The 18051-nt window shown below is 64.1% G+C and carries 16 protein-coding genes; 3 read left to right on the plus strand and 13 right to left on the minus strand.

From position 1 onward, the window contains the following. Positions 1–4: 4 nt before the first annotated feature. The gene (locus ACSSV3_RS04925; protein WP_354322609.1) at positions 5–2785 is read right to left on the minus strand and encodes a phosphoenolpyruvate carboxylase; all 2781 of its coding nucleotides are present in this window, start codon (positions 2783–2785) and stop codon (positions 5–7) included. Next, complete coding sequence (gene glk / locus ACSSV3_RS04930; RefSeq protein WP_354322610.1) at positions 2782–3780, minus strand: glucokinase; 999 nt, start codon at positions 3778–3780, stop codon at positions 2782–2784. Before glk ends, ACSSV3_RS04925 begins: the two co-directional genes overlap by 4 nt. Before the next feature lie 166 nt (positions 3781–3946). Between glk and ACSSV3_RS04935 the strand changes: the two genes are divergently transcribed. Then, the gene (locus ACSSV3_RS04935) at positions 3947–4786 is read left to right on the plus strand and encodes a hypothetical protein (RefSeq protein WP_354322612.1); all 840 of its coding nucleotides are present in this window, start codon (positions 3947–3949) and stop codon (positions 4784–4786) included. Positions 4787–4818: 32 nt separating this feature from the next. Here the strand turns inward: ACSSV3_RS04935 and hemN are convergent, their stop codons facing one another. The 11 genes from hemN to ACSSV3_RS04990 form a co-directional block, all read right to left on the minus strand. After that, complete coding sequence (gene hemN, locus ACSSV3_RS04940; RefSeq protein WP_354322614.1) at positions 4819–6129, minus strand: oxygen-independent coproporphyrinogen III oxidase; 1311 nt, start codon at positions 6127–6129, stop codon at positions 4819–4821. 45 nt (positions 6130–6174) lie between these two features. Next, entirely contained in the window at positions 6175–6393 is a 219-nt protein-coding gene (locus tag ACSSV3_RS04945) for a hypothetical protein (RefSeq protein WP_354322616.1), read from the minus strand. Continuing rightward, positions 6390–6539: a cbb3-type cytochrome oxidase assembly protein CcoS gene (ccoS, locus tag ACSSV3_RS04950; RefSeq protein WP_354322618.1), complete on the minus strand. Its 150-nt coding sequence runs from the start codon at positions 6537–6539 to the stop codon at positions 6390–6392. The genes ACSSV3_RS04945 and ccoS overlap by 4 nt, the downstream gene beginning before the upstream one ends. Then, positions 6536–8656, minus strand: coding sequence for a heavy metal translocating P-type ATPase (locus ACSSV3_RS04955; protein WP_354322620.1), 2121 nt, complete (start codon positions 8654–8656; stop codon positions 6536–6538). The genes ccoS and ACSSV3_RS04955 overlap by 4 nt, the downstream gene beginning before the upstream one ends. Beyond that, entirely contained in the window at positions 8653–9111 is a 459-nt protein-coding gene (locus ACSSV3_RS04960; RefSeq protein ID WP_354322622.1) for a FixH family protein, read from the minus strand. The genes ACSSV3_RS04955 and ACSSV3_RS04960 overlap by 4 nt, the downstream gene beginning before the upstream one ends. Continuing rightward, the gene (gene ccoG, locus ACSSV3_RS04965; RefSeq protein WP_354322624.1) at positions 9108–10649 is read right to left on the minus strand and encodes a cytochrome c oxidase accessory protein CcoG; all 1542 of its coding nucleotides are present in this window, start codon (positions 10647–10649) and stop codon (positions 9108–9110) included. Before ccoG ends, ACSSV3_RS04960 begins: the two co-directional genes overlap by 4 nt. After that, the gene (ccoP, locus tag ACSSV3_RS04970; RefSeq protein ID WP_354322626.1) at positions 10642–11568 is read right to left on the minus strand and encodes a cytochrome-c oxidase, cbb3-type subunit III; all 927 of its coding nucleotides are present in this window, start codon (positions 11566–11568) and stop codon (positions 10642–10644) included. Before ccoP ends, ccoG begins: the two co-directional genes overlap by 8 nt. Next, positions 11558–11722 (minus strand): cbb3-type cytochrome oxidase subunit 3, encoded by a 165-nt coding sequence (locus tag ACSSV3_RS04975; RefSeq protein ID WP_354322627.1) that lies wholly within the window; start codon positions 11720–11722, stop codon positions 11558–11560. Before ACSSV3_RS04975 ends, ccoP begins: the two co-directional genes overlap by 11 nt. After that, the gene (gene ccoO, locus ACSSV3_RS04980; protein WP_354322628.1) at positions 11719–12483 is read right to left on the minus strand and encodes a cytochrome-c oxidase, cbb3-type subunit II; all 765 of its coding nucleotides are present in this window, start codon (positions 12481–12483) and stop codon (positions 11719–11721) included. Before ccoO ends, ACSSV3_RS04975 begins: the two co-directional genes overlap by 4 nt. 22 nt (positions 12484–12505) lie before the next feature. Then, on the minus strand, positions 12506–14173 hold the full coding sequence (gene ccoN / locus ACSSV3_RS04985; protein ID WP_354322630.1) for a cytochrome-c oxidase, cbb3-type subunit I: 1668 nt from the start codon (positions 14171–14173) through the stop codon (positions 12506–12508). 88 nt (positions 14174–14261) lie between these two features. Next, a complete protein-coding gene (locus tag ACSSV3_RS04990) occupies positions 14262–15011 on the minus strand; it encodes a Crp/Fnr family transcriptional regulator (protein WP_454184759.1) in 750 nt (249 codons plus the stop codon). A 148-nt stretch (positions 15012–15159) separates the two neighbouring features. On the opposite strand from ACSSV3_RS04990, the gene ACSSV3_RS04995 reads away from it, so the two are divergent. Both ACSSV3_RS04995 and acs read left to right on the plus strand, forming a co-directional pair. Continuing rightward, positions 15160–15840, plus strand: a complete 681-nt coding sequence (locus tag ACSSV3_RS04995; protein WP_354322634.1) for an OmpW/AlkL family protein — start codon at positions 15160–15162, stop codon at positions 15838–15840. 275 nt (positions 15841–16115) lie between these two features. After that, positions 16116–18047: an acetate--CoA ligase gene (acs, locus tag ACSSV3_RS05000; protein WP_354322635.1), complete on the plus strand. Its 1932-nt coding sequence runs from the start codon at positions 16116–16118 to the stop codon at positions 18045–18047. Positions 18048–18051: the final 4 nt, after the last annotated feature.

Genomic DNA, 18051 nt, shown 5'->3' on the forward strand with positions numbered 1-18051 from the left:
AGGATTACCCATGCGCCCCGAATTCATTGGCAATCGCGGTGCTGATCCTGAGCGATAGTGCGTGGGCGCGGGCGATCGGGGTCAGGAAATCGCGTTCAATCGCGCCGTAACCTTCCTCGCCGCCATCGGGGTAATCGCTGGCTTCATCGAGCGTGAAGTCGTGCGGCCCCGGCACCCGCACCGGAAACGCGCGCCGCAATTGCGCCAGCGCCTCGTCCACCCGCAAGGTCAGCACCATTTCGATCACATCGCCGCGGCTGATGTCGTTCGCGCGGCTGAAGGCGGGGACAGACACCGCCTTCAGGAACATATGCTGCAGCAGCGCGAGGCGCAGCGCCTGCAACACCCCGATACGGCGGCGCACGCGTTCGCGCCCAGGGGTATCGGCGGGGTTATCGGCGGGATTATCGAGGATCAGATCGGTCAACTGATGGAGTTTGAGCGCATCAATCCTGAGGTGTGAGGCAAGGCGGCGAAACACGCTGGTGCGATCATCGGCGACCAGATATTCGGCAAGGCTGGCACACGCCCCAGCCAGATGATCCTCTGTCCCGCGATAGGTGCGGCTGGCCCAATAGGCCGAATTGAACAGCTCGCCATAGGCCGCCACGGTCTTGATACTGCCCAGTGCATTGGCGGCGTTGAGCAGCCGCAGGATCTGCCGCCCGCGCGCGCTTTCAGTCAGCAGCGTGGCGATGTCTTCGCGGTTGGCGTCCGCCGCGCTGCCGATCCCGGCGATGACATTGACGGGGTAGCCAAGCTGCTGGAGAATCGCGTTGTGCGGGATCGCGCGGATCTGGCGCAGGCTCATCTCGCGGTCGGCGTTGATATCGCTCTGACGGCGCGACACGCGGCTGCCGGTGGTATTGAGCAGCCCCAGCCCGAACGCGGTAACGGCGCGGGCATAGGTGCGGCTGGCGAGGTGATCGCTCTGATGATCCTTCACCGCACGATAGAAATCGAGGCTGATGTCGGTGCGGTGGTAAAACGGATCGGCGGGCGCGGCGAGATCGGTTTCCGCCGGACGCAGCTCGGCAATGCGGGTGAGGGTGGCGAGCGCCAGTTCGGGGGTGGCGAAGAACAGGTAGCCATCGCCGCCCTGAAAGCTGACTTCGGGTTCCAGCCGGATACCCGCCCGCGCAAACCGCCGCCGTGCCCACGGGGACAGCGGCCATTCGAGCCGGTCCTGAAACGACGCCGGATGCGCGCCGCGGCCCATGCTTTCGCCGTGGGTGTTGAACACCAGCGCGGCGACATCGCCCAGACCATTGGCGGCCATCGCTTCGGCCAGCCGCCCTTGCAGCCGCTCAATCGCGAGGCTCGCCGGGATCTGCCCGACGAAACGCCCGGCATCGGAAAAGCCGGTCTGCACCGCCACCCGGCCCCGTTGCCGGGCGTAGGCGCGATAGGCAGGCTCTGCCAGCAAGGCATCCAGAAACCGCCCGCCATGTTCAAGCGCAGCCTCGGTTTCGAACAGCGGCGAGACATCGACCTTGCTCTCCACCCCGAACAGTTTGGCAAAATACAGCGCGGCGAGCACCGTGGCGGGCTGTTCGCATTCGGCCACCAGCATCCGGATCGGGGCATCGGCGTCGATGTGTTTGAGGATTTGCGCCATCGCGATGAATTGCCGGATCGCGGTGGAGCTTTCGGTGGCAAGGGCTGCAAAATTGGTGCGCAGCGGAGCGGCTTCATCCACCATCGCGCGCAGGGTGGCGAGCGCGCCTTTGCTCGCGAGTTCGATTACTTCGCCTTCGGGCAGCCGGCGGCGGATCGCGTTGTGGAGCTGTTTGGCGTTCACGCGGAAATGAATCCAGCCCATCCCCAGCCCATCGGCGCGCATCGCGGCGGCGAGCGTCAGCAGGGCGATGGCGCGGGTCTGCGGGGCGGTATCGGCCTCGGTTTCGAGCGCGGTGATCAGCGGCGTGAGCGACAGCAGGTTGTCGGGGCTGTGGGTGGTCAGCCGGTTGGCGGCGGCGGCCAGCGCTGCTTCGCTGCTGAGATCGCCTGCGAAATCGGCGGCGCGTTCAGCGGCGAACCGCGACGCGGGGCGCAGAGTGTCGAGCAGCGGGTGCGCCGGGTCGATGGCTTCCAGCGCGGCAGTGTAGCGCGCCAGCCGTTCAGCCTTTTCGGTCAGCCGGAACCCGATCGAGGTGTGCCAGCCAATATCGGTGCGCCCGTCCATGTCGTATCCGACCCAGCTGGCAAAGCGGAACGGCAGCGGGCGCAGGTCGCGCCATTGATCGGGCCAGCTCTGGCGCGCTTCATCGAGCAAGCGGGCGACAATCGCATCGCGCGCATCCTGCGCCCGGCCCATCGCGGCCATTGCGGCGCGGTGTTCGTGGTCAAGCGTCACGGCGGCGTGTTCGGGCGCGGCGACGCAGGCGCTATCGTCGATCACTCCATCGCCAGAGGCCGCAGCGGCAACCGCCTCGGCCTGTTCCGGCGCGAGCAGGAAGGTGGGGTGTGCGGTGAACACGGCGTGGAGTTGCGGGCGTTCCCAGCACGCGCGAAAGGCGTCGAAATCCGCATCCTCACCCGCCAATGTGGCGGCGCTATCGGCGGTTGGAGCCAGCAGCTTGCGCAGCTTGGCCGCGCGGGTTTTCAGCCCATCGCATTCCAGATCAGCCACCAGCGCGGCCAGATCATCTAGGCTCACCTGCCCCGCCTCAAGCCCGCGCGACAGATCGAGCGACAATTGAAACACCGGGTTGAACAGCGGGGTTTCACGGGTGCGCTGATGCAGGTCAGCCAGCCGTGCTTCAAGATCGGCGATGGTCTTCATGGCGATTCCCCGTGCTCGGTTGCAAAGGCCGCGGCCGCGCCAAACAGGCCGGGTTGCGGGTGGACGATCAGCTTGACCGGGATGCCTGCCATCAGGCTTTCAAACCGCCCCTTGGACTTGAACCTCGCAGCAAAGCCCGATGCGAGCAGCGTGTCGCGGATGCGGTAGCCAAGCCCGCCCGCGATCACCACGCCCGCAAACCCGCCCTGCGCCAGCGCCAGATCGCCCGCGACCGACCCCAATGACAGGCAGAAGCGGTCAACCGCTGCGGCTGCCAGAGAATCCTCGCCAGTGGTGCCGAGCGTCCAGATCTCAATCGCATCGCGTTCAGGCACGGTGCGGTGTTCCATGGCGGCGAGCGCCTGATAAATATCGACGATGCCGGGGCCAGCCACCACCCGCTCCACCGAAACGCGGTTGTGGCGGCTGCGCAGACGGGCGAGGATCGCGTCCTCGATGGTGTCGAGCGGGGCAAAGTCGATATGTCCGCCCTCGGTCGCCTGCACGCGGTAATTGGCGCCGGATCGCCACAGATGCGCGACCCCAAGCCCGGTGCCGGGGCCGATCACGCTGATCGTGCCATCGCGGCCCAGCGGCGCATCGGGGCCAGCCAGATGCAGGAATTGGTCGTCATCCGCGCGCGCTACGGCGTGGGCGACGGCGGCGAAATCATTGACCAGCGTGAAGCGTTCCACGCCGAGCTTGTCAGCGATCAGCGCGGGACGGATGATCCACGGATTGTTGGTAAAACGGATCACCGGATTGAGATTGCCGGGGCTGCCCACCGGCCCGGCAATCGCCATGCTGACCGCAGGTGGCAGGGTGCCGCCCTTGCGGTTGCGGAAGGCTTCCCACGCGGTTTGAAAGCTGGCGTGATCGGCGGTGTGGAGCGTTTCGGGCGCATCAAGGCTGATCGCCCCATTCGCGCCAATCGACGCGATGGCGAAGCGCGCATGGGTGCCGCCGATATCGACTACCACCAGATCGCGCATCATCTTTTCTCCCGCCGGTTGTGTAAGCAAGTCGGTGTTAGCAGGCGGCGCGCACAAATCCCACGCGCCGCATACTTATTCAGATTACACATTGGCTACTTGCGAATGATTATTAACTCGGCCATGGGGAATGCCAACCCTCGGTTTCACGCAAAGGACGACCCGTTCGATGAAAAGCACGCTCAAAATCTGGACTCAGTTGGGCCTTGGCACCGCGTTGGCGGGCGGCGTGCTGTCGGCGTGCAGCGACGAGGCGGGCGGCGAAGGCTCAGGTGGCGAAGGTGCGGGCACGCAAGCGGTCGCCCCCGGTGATAGCGCCGCTACAATCGGCGGCGGCACTGCAGGCGGTGAGGGTGAGGGCGGCGTGGCGGTGGCTGATGCGGGCCACGATCCGATCACCTATGGCATTGCGCTGGCCGTGACCGAGGCCCACGTTGTCGCCGCGCGCGATGCCTATGCGGCGGGTGAGAAACAGGCAGCCGCCGAAATGTTCGCCCATCCCGCGGCTGAAGTGCTGGTGGAAATGGACCCGGTGTTCGCGCAGTTGGGGGTTGCCGATTTCAAGCAATTGCTCACCGATGCCTCGATCGCCGCCTATGACGGCAAAAGCGCCGCAGAGGTGAACAAACGCTATGATGCGATCATCGCCGCGCTGCGCGGTGCGGCGACCAAAGCGCCCGATAATGGCGCATCCGAAGCCGCGGTGACCGCAGGCGTGATCGCCGACCAGATCGAACGCGCCAGCGCGATGTATCGCATCAGCGCCAGCGATGACCGCTTCGAACCGTATTTGGATGGCTATGGCTTTGCCAAGGTTGCCGAAACCGCATTTGCGGCATCGGGCGCGGCGATCAAGGCTGACAACCCGGCGCTCCACGCCCGCATCACCGAGGCGCTGGCTGTGCTGACACAGGCCTACCCCACGGCCACCCGTCCGGATGCGCTTGCCTTGAACCCCGGCGCGTTGTCGGCGGCGTCATCCAAGGTGTTGCTCGCGCTGGGCAGTTGAACGTTGCGGCGCAGGCGCTCGGGAATCAGTGATCAGATCGCCGAACTGAACTTGCGCTGCGTGATCGCGCGGTAACTATCGAACAGCGATGCGATCACCCGGGCATAGGGCAATCCGTCAGGCGCAATGCGCAAGCTGTTATCACTCAGCGTCGCCAGCCCGGCAGCGATAAACGGCGCAAGCTTATCCTGCACCTCGGCCAGCAGGCACGGCGACAGCGCCGCCTCGCCCCGGCACAGCAGCGCCTCGATCACGCCGCCGCGCAGCCGGTCTTGCGCCGCGCGCGCGATCCCGTGGTTGGCCGATAGCCGCCCTTCGCCGGACAGCGTGCGATAGCGGCCATTATGCTTGTCGTTCTGGGCAAGCAGGCCGGGAAAGCCGCTGATCGCCGATGAGCCCATCCCGATCAAAACCTCGGCCTGATCATCGGTGAAGCCCTGAAAATTGCGCCGCAGCATGCCATCCCGCGCCGCGCGCGCCAGCGGATCATGCGGCAGGGCGAAGTGATCGAAACCGATAGCGTCATAGCCGTTGCCGGTCAGGAAGGCGTGAGCCGCGCTCGCCATGGCAAAGCGCGCCTCGGCCCCCGGCAGCGTATCTTCGGGGATGACTTTCTGGCGCGGAACGAGATGGGGGACGTGGGCATAGCCGAACACCGCCACCCGGTCGGCCCCCAGTTTGCGCGTGTATTCGAGGCTTTCGGTCAGATCAGCAATGGTCTGATGCGGCAGGCCGTACATCAGATCGAAATTGAGCGAGGTCACGCCGCCGCTGCGCAGCCAATCGACACTGCGGCAGATCATCGCGGTGGGTTGTTCGCGCCCGATCACCTTCTGGCAATGCGGGGCGAAGGTCTGCACCCCCATGCTCGCGCGGGTGATGCCGACTTCGCTGATCACGTGGCTCCATTGCGCGTTCAGGCTGCGCGGATCGAGTTCGATTGACCATTCGGGAGCGAATAGCGGGAAATGGGCGTGAATCGCGTCAACCAGCGCCAGTAGTTCGCCCGGTTCAATCGCGTTGGGGCTGCCGCCGCCAAAGGCAATGCGCCGCACCCGCGCGGCTTCGGGAAGCAGGCTGGCGACCGTGGCGATTTCCTGATGCAGCGCGGCAAGATAGCTCTCCACCCGCGCACGCTTGCCCGCCGCCCCGGTGTTGCAGCCGCAATAATAGCAGATCTGTTCGCAAAACGGGATGTGGAGATAGAGCGAGATGTCACCATCCGCCCCCGCAATCGCACGCTCGATCGCGCCTTCGGGAAGCGCGCCGAAATCCGCCGCAGTGGGATAGCTGGTGTAACGCGGCACCGGCGTAGCGAGCAGTTCGGGATGATATTGCCACATGAGTGCGCTTAAAGCGGCTGCGCTGGCCCACGTCTTTGCGTGAGATCAAATTGTGCGTTTGGCCTTTTCGCGGCTGGTGCCCGCGTGGCATCCGCTGGGGTGGCATTGGCGGTTATCCATCGGCGCTTCGCCGTCACCCAGCGGGATGGTGAGGGTGCCGCCATTGCACAAGGGGACGGTCATCGCTTGGCTGTCCACTGGCAAGGGGCCGATCAGCACCGGCACCAGCGCGGTGATGGCATAGGGCAGGGCGGCGGCGCTCATAATTCGTCCTCTTCATCAATCAGGATCCGGCTGGCGGCCCCGTCCATGTCTTCATACTGCCCATCGCGCAGCGACCACAAGAAGGCGGCGAGGCCGAGTAACCCCATGCCGATGGCAATCGGGATCAGGAACGCAAGGCCGGTCATTTCGTCGATCTCGCCAGCCGTAGCGAATTGGCGACCACCACCAGCGAGCTGACCGACATGGCGATAGCCGCGATCAGCGGGGTGACGAGGCCGAACAAAGCCAGCGGCACTGCCAGCACGTTATAAATAATCGAAAAGCCGAAGTTCTGGCGCACGATCCGCATCGTCGCCTTGGCGACCCGCACCGCGAGCGCGACCGGCATCAGTTTCTCGCCAATAAACACCGCATCGGCGGCCTGCTGGCTGGCATCGGACGCGGTGCCCGGCGCGATCGAGGCGTGCGCGGCGGCCAATGCCGGGCCATCGTTCAAGCCATCGCCCACCATCAGCGGGCGGCGGCCCTGTGCCTTCAGCGCTTCCAATGCGGCGAGCTTGGCCTGCGGGCTGACTTCGGCTGTGGCAGCAAGGCCCAATTCGCGCGCCGCGGCGTCCACCGGCGCGGCGCGGTCGCCCGACAGGATGCTGGCTTCGATCCCCTCGGCCCGCAGCGCCGCAAGCGTCGCCGCAGCATCGGCGCGCAGCGGATCGGCGAATGCGATGGTCTGTGCGGTCTCCCCGATTCGCAGCCGGGCGGCGAGGGATTGCGCGGCATCGTCGGGCCGTTCGAGCGCGACCTCGACGCCGTTCCAGCGCCCCGAAAGCCCCGCACCGCTGACTTCGCGCACATCCGCGATTACCGCAGGCACCACGCCTTCGTGCAGCAAAGCAGCGGCGAGTCCCTGGCTCAGCGGATGGCGGCTCGCCTGCGCCAGCCCCAACGCGACGCTGCGCGCCTCAGCACCCAGCGCGGTAATATCCGCGCGCGGGGTGCCCAGCGTCAGCGTTCCGGTCTTGTCGAACAGCGCGATGTCGCATTCGGCGAGGCGTTCCAGCGCGCTGCCATCTTTTACCAGCAGGCCCCGGCGCAGCAACGCGCCGCTCGCCACCACCTGCGCGGCGGGCACGGCGAGGCCCATCGCGCAGGGGCAGGTGATAATCAGCACCGCAATCGCGATGGTGAGCGATTGGTGCCAACCCGCGCCCGCGATCATCCAGCCAACAAACGCCAGCGCGGCGAGGCTGTGCACCACCGGCGCATAGAGGCGGCTGGCGCGGTCGGCGATGCGGACATAGTGGCTGCGCGATTGGCCCGCCTCGTCCATCAGCCGCGCGATTTCGGCAATTGCGGTGTCATCCGCCACGGCGGTCAACCGCACCCGCAGCGGCGCGGAAAGGTTGATCGCGCCCGCGTGGACAATCGCCCCCGGCGCGACCGGTTCGGGCGCACTTTCGCCGGTCAGCATGGCGTTGTCGATGGCGCTTACCCCGTCTTCAACCGCGCCATCAGCGGCGAGCGCTTCGCCAGCCGCGACCAGCACCAGCATTCCCGGCTCAAGCTCTCCGGCAGCCACGCGGCGGGTGCTGCCATCGGGGCCGATCACGCTGGCGCTTTTCCCCATCCGGCCCAGCAAAGCGCCGATCCCGGCGCGCGTGCGGTCACGCATCACCGCATCGAGCACGCGCCCGGCGAGCAGGAAGAACAATAACATCACCGCGCTTTCAAAATAAGCGTGCCCGCCGCCGGTGATCGTTTCATAGAGGCTGAGCGCGGCCGCGAGGATCACGCCAATCGAAATCGGCACGTCCATATTGGTGCGGCGATGCGACAGCGCCATCCACGCGCTCGCGAAGAACGGGCGGCCCGAATAGGCAATCACCGGCATCGCGATCAGCGCCGACAGCCAGTGGAACAGATCGCGCGTCGGCCCATCCGCGCCCGACCAGATGCTGACCGACAGCAGCATCACATTCATCATCCCGAAGCCCGCCACGCCGAGCGCACGGATCAAACGCTTGCGCTCCTGCGTTTCCACGCCGAGCGGATTGTCCGCCACCGGCTGCGCTTCAAACCCGATCGCCAGCAGCGCGGCGGTGAGCGCGGTTTCATCGAGCGCGGGATCATGCTGGATCGCCACCCGCTTGGCCGAAAAATTGGCGCGCGCCGCGATGATGCCGTCAACCTTGGGCAGTTCCCGCTCAATCTTGCCGATGCAGCCAGCACACCGCATCCCTGGCACGGTGAAGCGGGTCGAGATCAGCGCGGGGCTATCGGCAAGGATGGGGGCAGGGGCGTTCACGGCAGCTTGCTTTCCCCTGTCCAGGTCTGGCCGCCAGCGGTCACGGTAAGGTGCAACGTCCAGCGCCCTTGCGCCAGCGCTTCGTTGGCGGTCCACGCATCTGCGCCCGCCGAGGCGAAGGTGAGGTTGGCGAGTTCGTGCTGACCCAGCGGTCGGCGTGCAATCGCGGTGATGGCCGCGCCTTCGGGCACGTCGGCGGTGGTCAGCGCGATGCGCCCGTCGGCAAGGTGGCGCGCTTCCACCTTCCAGCCGAGCGCGCGCGATTTTTCGGCCTCATCCATCCAGCCGTTGAATTTCTGGCTGGCGACATAGGAGTTTTCGACCACCAAGCCGTGAAAGCCGCTGACCGCAAAGCTCGCCATCACCAGGTTGACCGCGATCACCACGCCGAACCCGCCGATGAACACCATCGCCATGTGCTTGCCGGTGAATTTTTTGCTGTTGCTGGCCATCATTCGTTCCCCGGCATGGCAAATCTGGTTTCTGCCAGATCCTGTTCGCGCTGTTCATCAAGGCTGGTCAGGCGGAAGCTGAAACTGTCTGCCGTCGCACCCGGTGGCAGCATCACATAGGCGCGCACCACCTTGGTTTCATTGGCGGGCACGGCGATCACTTGCACCGGCGCGGCGTTTTCAAGGCTTACTGCGTCAGTCCAGATCACCGCGCCTTGCGGCAGGCCGGTCAGCGCAACTTCCATATCGCGCGGGCGAGCCTCCATATTGCGCAGCCGCAGCGTGTAGGCATTGCGCACCGATCCATCCTTCATCAGCATGAACGGCGGGTTGCGATCAGGCGAGACGGTAAGATCGGTATGCGTGCGGGCGCCCAGCGCAAATAACAGGCCTGCGCCAATCGCGCCCCAGACGCCGAAGTAGATAAAGACGCGCGGGCGCAGCAGCGCTTTCCACGCAGGCGTTGCGGGCGCGCCCGCCGCTTCGGCCTCGCATTGTTCGAGCGTGGCGTAATCGATCAGCCCGCGCGGGCGGCCGATGTCCTTCATCACCCGGTCGCAGGCGTCGATGCACAATCCGCAGGTGATGCAACCGATCTGCTGGCCTTCGCGAATGTCGACCCCGGTGGGGCACACCGCGACGCATTGCAGGCAATCGACGCAATCGCCGTAGGCTTCGGGGTTTTTGGCCGCTTTCTTCAGGCTGCCGCGCTGTTCGCCGCGCCAGTCCTTGTAAGTGACGATGAGGCTTTTTTCATCGAGCATCGCGGTCTGGATGCGCGGCCACGGGCACATATAGATGCACACCTGTTCGCGCATGAACCCGCCGAGCCAGAAGGTGGTTCCGGTCAGGATCGCCACGGTCGCATAGGCCACCGTCGCAGCTTCGCCGCGCCAGAAATCATAGGTGAGAGTGGGCGCGTCGGCGAAATACATGATCCATGCGCCGCCGGTCCAGAAGCTGATGACCAGATAGACCGCCCACTTTGAGGTGCGGCGGGTGATCTTGCCCGCCGTCCACGGTGCCTTGTCCAACCGTGCGCGGGCGTTGCGATCGCCATCGAAAAAGCGGTCAATATGCTGGAACAGATCAGTCCACACTGTCTGCGGGCAGGCATAACCGCACCACGCCCGGCCAACCGCGCTGGTGACGAGGAACAGCCCGATCCCCGCCATGATCAGCAACCCGGCGACGAAGTAAAATTCGTGCGGCCAGATTTCGATATCGAACATGTAGAACCGGCGATGCGCCAGATCGACCAGCACCGCCTGATCGGGTGCATATGGCCCGCGATCCCAACGGATCCACGGGGTGATGTAATAGACCGCCAGCGTGACCACCATCACCAGCCATTTGAACCGCCGGAACGGGCCGTCGATCCGCTTGTTATGGACGGTCTTGCCCTTTTCATAGAGCTCGATCTTCGCCGGGCCGGCAGCAGCGGGGGCGGGTTGCGGCGCGGCAGAGCCGAGCGCACCACTCCAGTCGCGAGGCTTGCCCGCTGGCGGATTGGTGCGCTCAGGCTCCTTGATGTCAGCCATCGGTTTCGGCCTTCGGCGCTTGCGCGACATCGGTTGCAGGTTCAGCCGCCGGGGCCGCCTGCTGCCCGCCGCCGCGCGAGTGCACGTAGGCTGCCAGCATCTTGATCGTCACCGGATCAAGCCGGTCTTTCCATCCCGGCATCACGCCGTGACGCGGGGCGAGGATCTGCTTGCGCACCGCCGCTTCGCTGCTGCCATAAAGCCAGATCGCGTCGTTGAGCGCCGGTGCGCCCATTTCGGGCAACCCGGCACCGGCCGCGCCGTGGCAGGCGACACAGTTTTCGGAATAGAGCACCCCGCCAGCGGCGTTCGGTTTGGCCTTGCCGCTTAATGACAGGACATGGCTGGTCAGCGCCGCCACCTGGCCTGCATCGAACATCCCTTCGAACGCGGGCATATAATTTGCCCGTGTCGCGTCAGACCCTTCCCAGCGGATACCGTGGGTAAGGGTGGTTTCGATATCGGTCAGCGTGCCGCCCCAGATCCAGTCATTATCATTGAGGTTGGGGTAGCCATATTCCTGATAGCCCGCCGCGCCCGCGCCGTGGCACTGCACGCAATTGACCTTGAACGCGGCCGCCCCCCCGGCAATCGCCTGCGCCATCAGTTCGGGCGAGGCGGGCAGGGCTTCGATATCGGTCGCGGCGATCTGGGCGATCACGCCTTGGCGCGCGGCATCGGCGGCGCTCATTTCCTTGGCGAGGTCGCCGCGGCTTGACCAGCCGAGCGTGCCCGAAGTCGCCTTGTCGATCATCGGCCACGCGGGATAGAGCACCACATAGACCAGCGACCATGCAATCGTGGCGTAGAACGTCCACAACCACCAGCGCGGCAGCGGGGTGTTGAGTTCTTCGATCCCGTCCCATTCGTGGCCGACGGTTTCGGTGCCGGTGGGTTGGTCAATCCGCTTATTGGACATCGTCTTCATCCTTGAAAATCGAATGCTTGGCTGCCTCCACATGGGCTTTTGCCCCGGGGCGGAAGTGCCACAGGCACAGCGTCAGATAGAGCGCGAAGATCACCACCAGTCCGAAGGAATCGGCGAAGTGGCGCAGGATTTCGTAAAGGCTCATCGCCCTTTCTCCTCAGCCAGTTCCTCCTGCGCGGCGGCGCTGTTCACATCGACCAGCGTGCCAAGCATCTGGAGATAGGCGACCAGCGCATCCATTTCGGTGACGCGGGTGGGATCGCCATCGAAATCGCGGATCTGCGCCTTGGGGTAACGCGCCGCCAGATCGCCCGCATCGGCATCGGGGTTGGCCTGCGCCATCAGATCAGCCCCGGCCTGCGCGATGTCGGTATCGGAATAGGGCACGCCCACGCGCCGCAACGCGGTGAGATTCGCCGCCGGATCGGGCACGTTCAGCGCCGTTTCCGCCAGGAAGCTGTAATTGGGCATGATGCTTTCCGGCACCACCGAACGCGGCGCCTTGAGATGCTGGACGTGCCATTCATCCGAATAGCGCCCGCCCACGCGCGCCAGATCCGGCCCGGTGCGTTTCGATCCCCATTGGAACGGGTGATCATACATCGATTCCGCCGCGAGGCTGTAATGGCCATAGCGTTCGACCTCGTCACGGAACGGACGGATCATCTGGCTGTGACACAGGTAGCAGCCTTCGCGGACGTAGATATCCCGCCCGGCCTGTTCCAGCGGGGTATAGGGACGCATCCCCTCCACCTTTTCGATTGTGTTATCGATCCAGAACAGCGGGGCGATTTCCACGATCCCGCCGATGGCGACCACCACAAAGGTTGCAGCGGCGAGCAGGGTGACGTTCTTTTCCAGCCGCTTGTGGCCTTCGAAGGGTTCCTTGCGCTTTGTATCAGTCATTGTTCGCGTTCCTTCCTGCCGCTTATTCAGCGGGCTGGGCTTGCGGTTCAGACAGGATCGGGCGATCGGCGGCTTCATCATGGGCGGTGTCACCCATCGGCGCTTCGTCGCGAAGCTTGCCGGCGATTGTCATCCAGATATTGTAAACCATGATGATAGCCCCGGAGAGATACATCAGCCCGCCGACAGCGCGCAGGATGTACATCGGGTGCAGCGCCGTAACCGTGTCGATGAAGCTGTTCACCAGATAACCGTCAGACCCGTATTCGCGCCACATCAGGCCCTGCGTGATCCCGGCGACCCACATGCTGGAAGCGTAAAAAACGATCCCCAGCGTCGCGAGCCAGAAGTGCCAGTTGATCATCCGCAGGCTGTATAGCCGCGGCTTGTTCCACAGGCGCGGCACCAGGAAATAGACACAGGCGAAAGTGATCATCCCGTTCCATCCCAGCGCGCCCGAATGGACGTGGCCGATGGTCCAGTCGGTATAGTGCGACAGGCTGTTGACCGCCTTGATCGACAGCATCGGGCCTTCAAACGTGCTCATCCCGTAGAACGCCAGCGCCAGCACCATCATGCGGATGATCGGATCGGTGCGCACCTTGTCCCATGCGCCGTTGAGCGTCATCAGACCGTTGATCATCCCGCCCCAGCTGGGCATCCAAAGCATGATCGAAAACACCATGCCCAACGTTTGCGCCCAATCGGGCAGGGCGGTGTAGTGGAGGTGGTGCGGCCCGGCCCAGATATAGAGGAAGATCAGCGACCAGAAGTGGATGATCGACAGGCGGTAGGAATAGACCGGCCGCCCCGCCTGTTTGGGCACGAAGTAATACATCATGGCGAGGAAGCCTGCGGTCAGGAAGAAACCCACCGCGTTGTGGCCATACCACCACTGGGTCAGCGCATCCTGCACCCCGGCAAAGGCGCTGTAGCTTTTGGTGCCAAGGAAGCTGACCGGGATCGCCAGATTATTGACCACGTGCAGCATCGCAATGGTGACGATGAAGGCGAGGTAGAACCAGTTGGCGACATAGATATGCGGTTCATGACGACGCAGCAGCGTGCCGACGAACACCGCCAGATAGGCGAGCCACACCACCGTTAGCCACAGATCGACATACCATTCGGGCTCGGCATATTCTTTCGATTGGGTGATACCGAGCAGGTATCCGGTCGCGGCCAGCACGATGAACAGCTGATACCCCCAGAACACGAACCGCGCCATGCCGGGGAACGCCAACGTGGTGCGGCAGGTGCGCTGCACGACGTAGAAACTTGTCGCGATCAGGGCATTGCCCCCGAACGCGAAAATCACCGCCGAGGTATGCAGCGGGCGCAACCGGCCGAAATTGAGGTAAGGTTCAAGGTTCAATTGCGGGAAGGCCAATTGCGTGGCGATCACCACGCCGACCAGCAGGCCCGCGATCCCCCAGAACATGGTCGCAATCACGCCCCAGCGCACCACGTCATCATCATAGCGCGATGGGCCAGGAGGCATCTTGAAGATGCTTTGCGCCTTGGCCAGCGGATCATAGCTGCGCAACGTGGCAATAATCACGATCAGGGCTGCCAGCCCCACGATCCCCATATGGATCGCAAACCCACTATCCGGGGTCAGTGCGATAGCGATAATGGCGAAAAGCAGGACAAATGCCCAGCCCCCCAGCCGCCTTACGACTGCTTCCATGTTGAATTGTCCCTTTCGTTGGCCCGCTGTAACCGGCCCCCGCATTGCGGTAGTTGATTCATATCAAAATTGCGAATTTTCGTCCGGCCTATCCCGCTTGCAGCTGCCCGCGTCCGGCCAGCCGCGTCAGCGCGGCAATATCGGTGAGCAGGATTTTTGAACGCCCCTCAGTCGTCAACAGGCCCGCCTCGCGCAGATCGGTCAATTGGCGGCTGACAGTCTCGATAGTGAGGCCAAGGCTGTCGCCGATGTCGCGGCGGCTCATTGGTAATGACATGGCGCAGGCCCCGGTGGTGCGATTGGTTAGCCTTTCGGCCATCGAAACAAGGAAATCGGCAATCCTTTGCTGCGCGGACTTGTGCCCCATCTGCATCATCCGCGTGCGGGAACGGTGCAGCGCCTGCAAACTGCGCGCCAGCACCGATCGCAGCACCGCCGGTTCAGCTTGCGCGATATCGAGGAACCGGTCGGCCGGAAAAATAACCAGATCGCAATTGGTCAATGCGACCAGCCGAAAGTCGCCCCACGGTTCACTGGCGCTTTGGCGCAATACCGAAATCAGATCACCGCCGAAATGGAATGCCAGCACCTGATTGACTGGTGATCCCGCCCCAGACGGCGCAACCAGTTTGGCGGAACCGTTGGCGATATAGACCAACCGGTCATCGCGCGGATCGGGGGCGAGCTGTTCGCCCTTGGCCAGATGCGCGAATGTGCCGATGGCACACAGCCGGTCAGCGGTGTCGGCACCGCGCGTTTCCTTCGGCAATGCAGCGCGGAATGCGGCAAGACCAGCGTCCAGATCAGAGCGCGGGGATGAAGGACTGAGGGTCGCCATGATGATGAAATATTGCCGCGAATTTCGCCACGCGTCTTTGATCCTGATCAATGATCGCAGGCATCGGCCAAGCCTATCGGGCGGCCACAGGCAGCAACCATCCTGGGCCGCGCAAGGCGGCCACTGCTGCTGGATGAAGGACACGAAAATGAAGACTATTCTGATGCTTGCCGGTGCCGCCTTGGCGCTTGCTGCCACGCCCGCCATGGCGCAGGATGACACTGACCGTGCAGGCGATATCCAGTTCAAACTGCTGGGCACCGCGGTTCTGCCCGATGGCAAGATCACTGACATCAGGGTCAACCTGCCGGGCCTGCCTGCGACCACGCAGACCCGCGCGAACGACAATGTCACGCCCACCATCGCGATCGAATATTTCATCAGCAACAACATCTCGATCGAAACGATTGCCGGGATGACCCAGCATGATGTTGATGCCACCGCCGGCCTTCCGGTCGGCGCGGAGCTGGTATCGAATGCCAAGCTGATCCCGGCGACGGTGACCGCCAAATATCACTTCGATCTGGGCGCGGTGAAACCCTATGTCGGGGCCGGGCCATCCTACTTCCTGTGGGTGGATGATGATCCGGGCGCGGCGACTTTGCCGCTGGGCGTGACCAAAAACACCTTGTCGAACGAGTTCGGCATTGCGTTGCAGGCCGGGTTCGATGTGCCGCTGAACGACACCGGGCTTGGCCTCAGCGTCGATGTGAAGCGTTACTTCATCGACACCACCGCGCGCTGGTTTGTGGGCAACACGCTGGCGATCGAAACCGAACACAAGTTGGATCCGTGGGTGATCAGCGCCGGGGTTGCCTACCGGTTCTGAACCTGCTGGTAATGACACGAAGCCCCGCTGGCATCATGTGATGCTGGCGGGGCTTTTTTGCGCCGGTCCAGGGTTGGGTTAGACCCCGGTTAGACCCCCTCTAGGTCGCGCTAGACCCCGCTTAGGGGCAGGTTTGGGCAATGTTTCACGTGAAACATCGCGCCGCAACGGCGGTGTCAGATGCGCCGGATGCCTTAAACGCCGTAAGCTCTTTGTCTGAACGCGCAGCGCGTGTAGCCTGCCGCCAACCCGCGTTCAGAACAGAGAGAATCGCCATGACCCCGATCGTCAAACGGCCAGAGCCCCACGCCCCGACCCATTGCACGCCCGAACAATACGCCGAAATGTATCGCCGCTCGATTGAGGCGCCCGACGCGTTCTGGCTGGAACAGGCGCAGCGGCTCGATTGGGTCAAGTCCCCGACGCAAGGCGGCGAGTGGGCCTATAGCCCGGTGGGTATCAGCTGGTTTGAGGACGGCAGCCTCAACCTGTGCCACAATGCGGTTGACCGGCACCTGGCGCAACACGCGAACACCACGGCACTGATTTTTGAGCCTGACGATCCAGCGAGTGCGGGCCGCAGCCTGACCTATGGCGAACTCCACGCCGAGGTGGTGCGGATGGCCAACGCGCTGAAATCGCTGGGCGTGACCAAGGGCGACCGGGTGACGATCTACATGCCGATGATCATCGAAGGCGTCACCGCGATGCTCGCCTGCGCGCGGCTGGGGGCGGTGCATTCGGTGGTGTTCGGCGGCTTCTCGCCCGAGGCGCTGGCGGGCCGGATCGAGGATTGCGCCAGCCGCTTTATCGTCACCGCCGATGAAGGCCTGCGCGGCGGCAAGCGGGTGCCGTTGAAAGCGAACGTCGATGCGGCCTTGAACCTCTCCGCCCATGCCATCCCGGTCGATGGGGTGCTGGTGGTGCGCCGCACCGGCGGGGCCATCGCGATGCAGGAAGGCCGCGATCACTGGCTTGAAGACATAGCCAGTAACGATGATTGCCCGTGCGAAGTCATGGCGGCAGAAGACCCGCTGTTCATCCTCTACACCTCAGGTTCCACCGGCAAGCCCAAAGGGGTACTCCACACCACCGGCGGATACGGCGTGTGGACGGCGAGCACGTTCCACTACGTTTTCGATTATCAGCCGGGCGAAGTGTTCTGGTGCACCGCCGATATCGGCTGGGTCACGGGGCACAGTTACGTGGTCTATGGCCCGCTGATCAATGCAGCGACCGCGGTGGTGTTTGAAGGCGTGCCCAATTACCCCGATCACGGGCGGTTCTGGGATGTGGTGGACAAGCACAAGGTGAACATCATCTACACCGCCCCCACCGCAATCCGCGCGCTGATGCGCGAAGGCGACGCCCACGTCACCAGCCGCAGCCGCGCGTCCTTGCGCCTGCTCGGCAGCGTCGGTGAGCCGATCAATCCCGAGGCGTGGCGCTGGTATTTCGACGTGGTGGGCGAAGGGCGCTGCCCGATCATCGACACCTGGTGGCAGACCGAAACCGGCGGCTGCATGATCACTACGTTGCCGGGCGCGCATGACATGAAACCGGGCAGCGCGGGCCTGCCGTTCTTTGGAATCCGCCCAGAGCTGGTCGATGGCGATGGCAAGACGCTTGACGGAGCAGCCGAGGGCAACCTGTGCATCACGCATAGCTGGCCGGGGCAGGCGCGCACCATTTACGGCGACCATGACCGCTTCGTGCAGACCTATTTCAGCACCTATGCGGGCAAATATTTCACCGGCGACGGGTGCAAGCGCGACGCGGACGGATATTACTGGATCACCGGCCGCGTCGATGATGTGATCAACGTCTCCGGCCACCGCATGGGCACCGCCGAGGTCGAAAGCGCGCTGGTGCTCCACCCCAAGGTGGCCGAGGCGGCGGTGGTCGGCTATCCCCACGATATCAAGGGGCAGGGCATCTATTGCTACGTCACCCTGAACGTGGGGGAGGAGGGATCGGACGCGCTGCTGGCCGAGTTGAAAGCCCATGTCCGCAAGGAAATCGGCCCGATTGCCACGCCCGATATCATCCACTTCACCGACGGCCTGCCCAAAACCCGATCGGGCAAGATCATGCGCCGCATCCTGCGCAAGATCGCCGAGAACGACTTCGGCGCGCTGGGCGATACTTCGACGCTGGCCGATCCGTCGCTTGTTGAGCGGCTGGTTGAGGGACGGCAGAACCGCTGAGCGC

Source organism: Porphyrobacter sp. MBR-49, assembly GCF_053628655.1.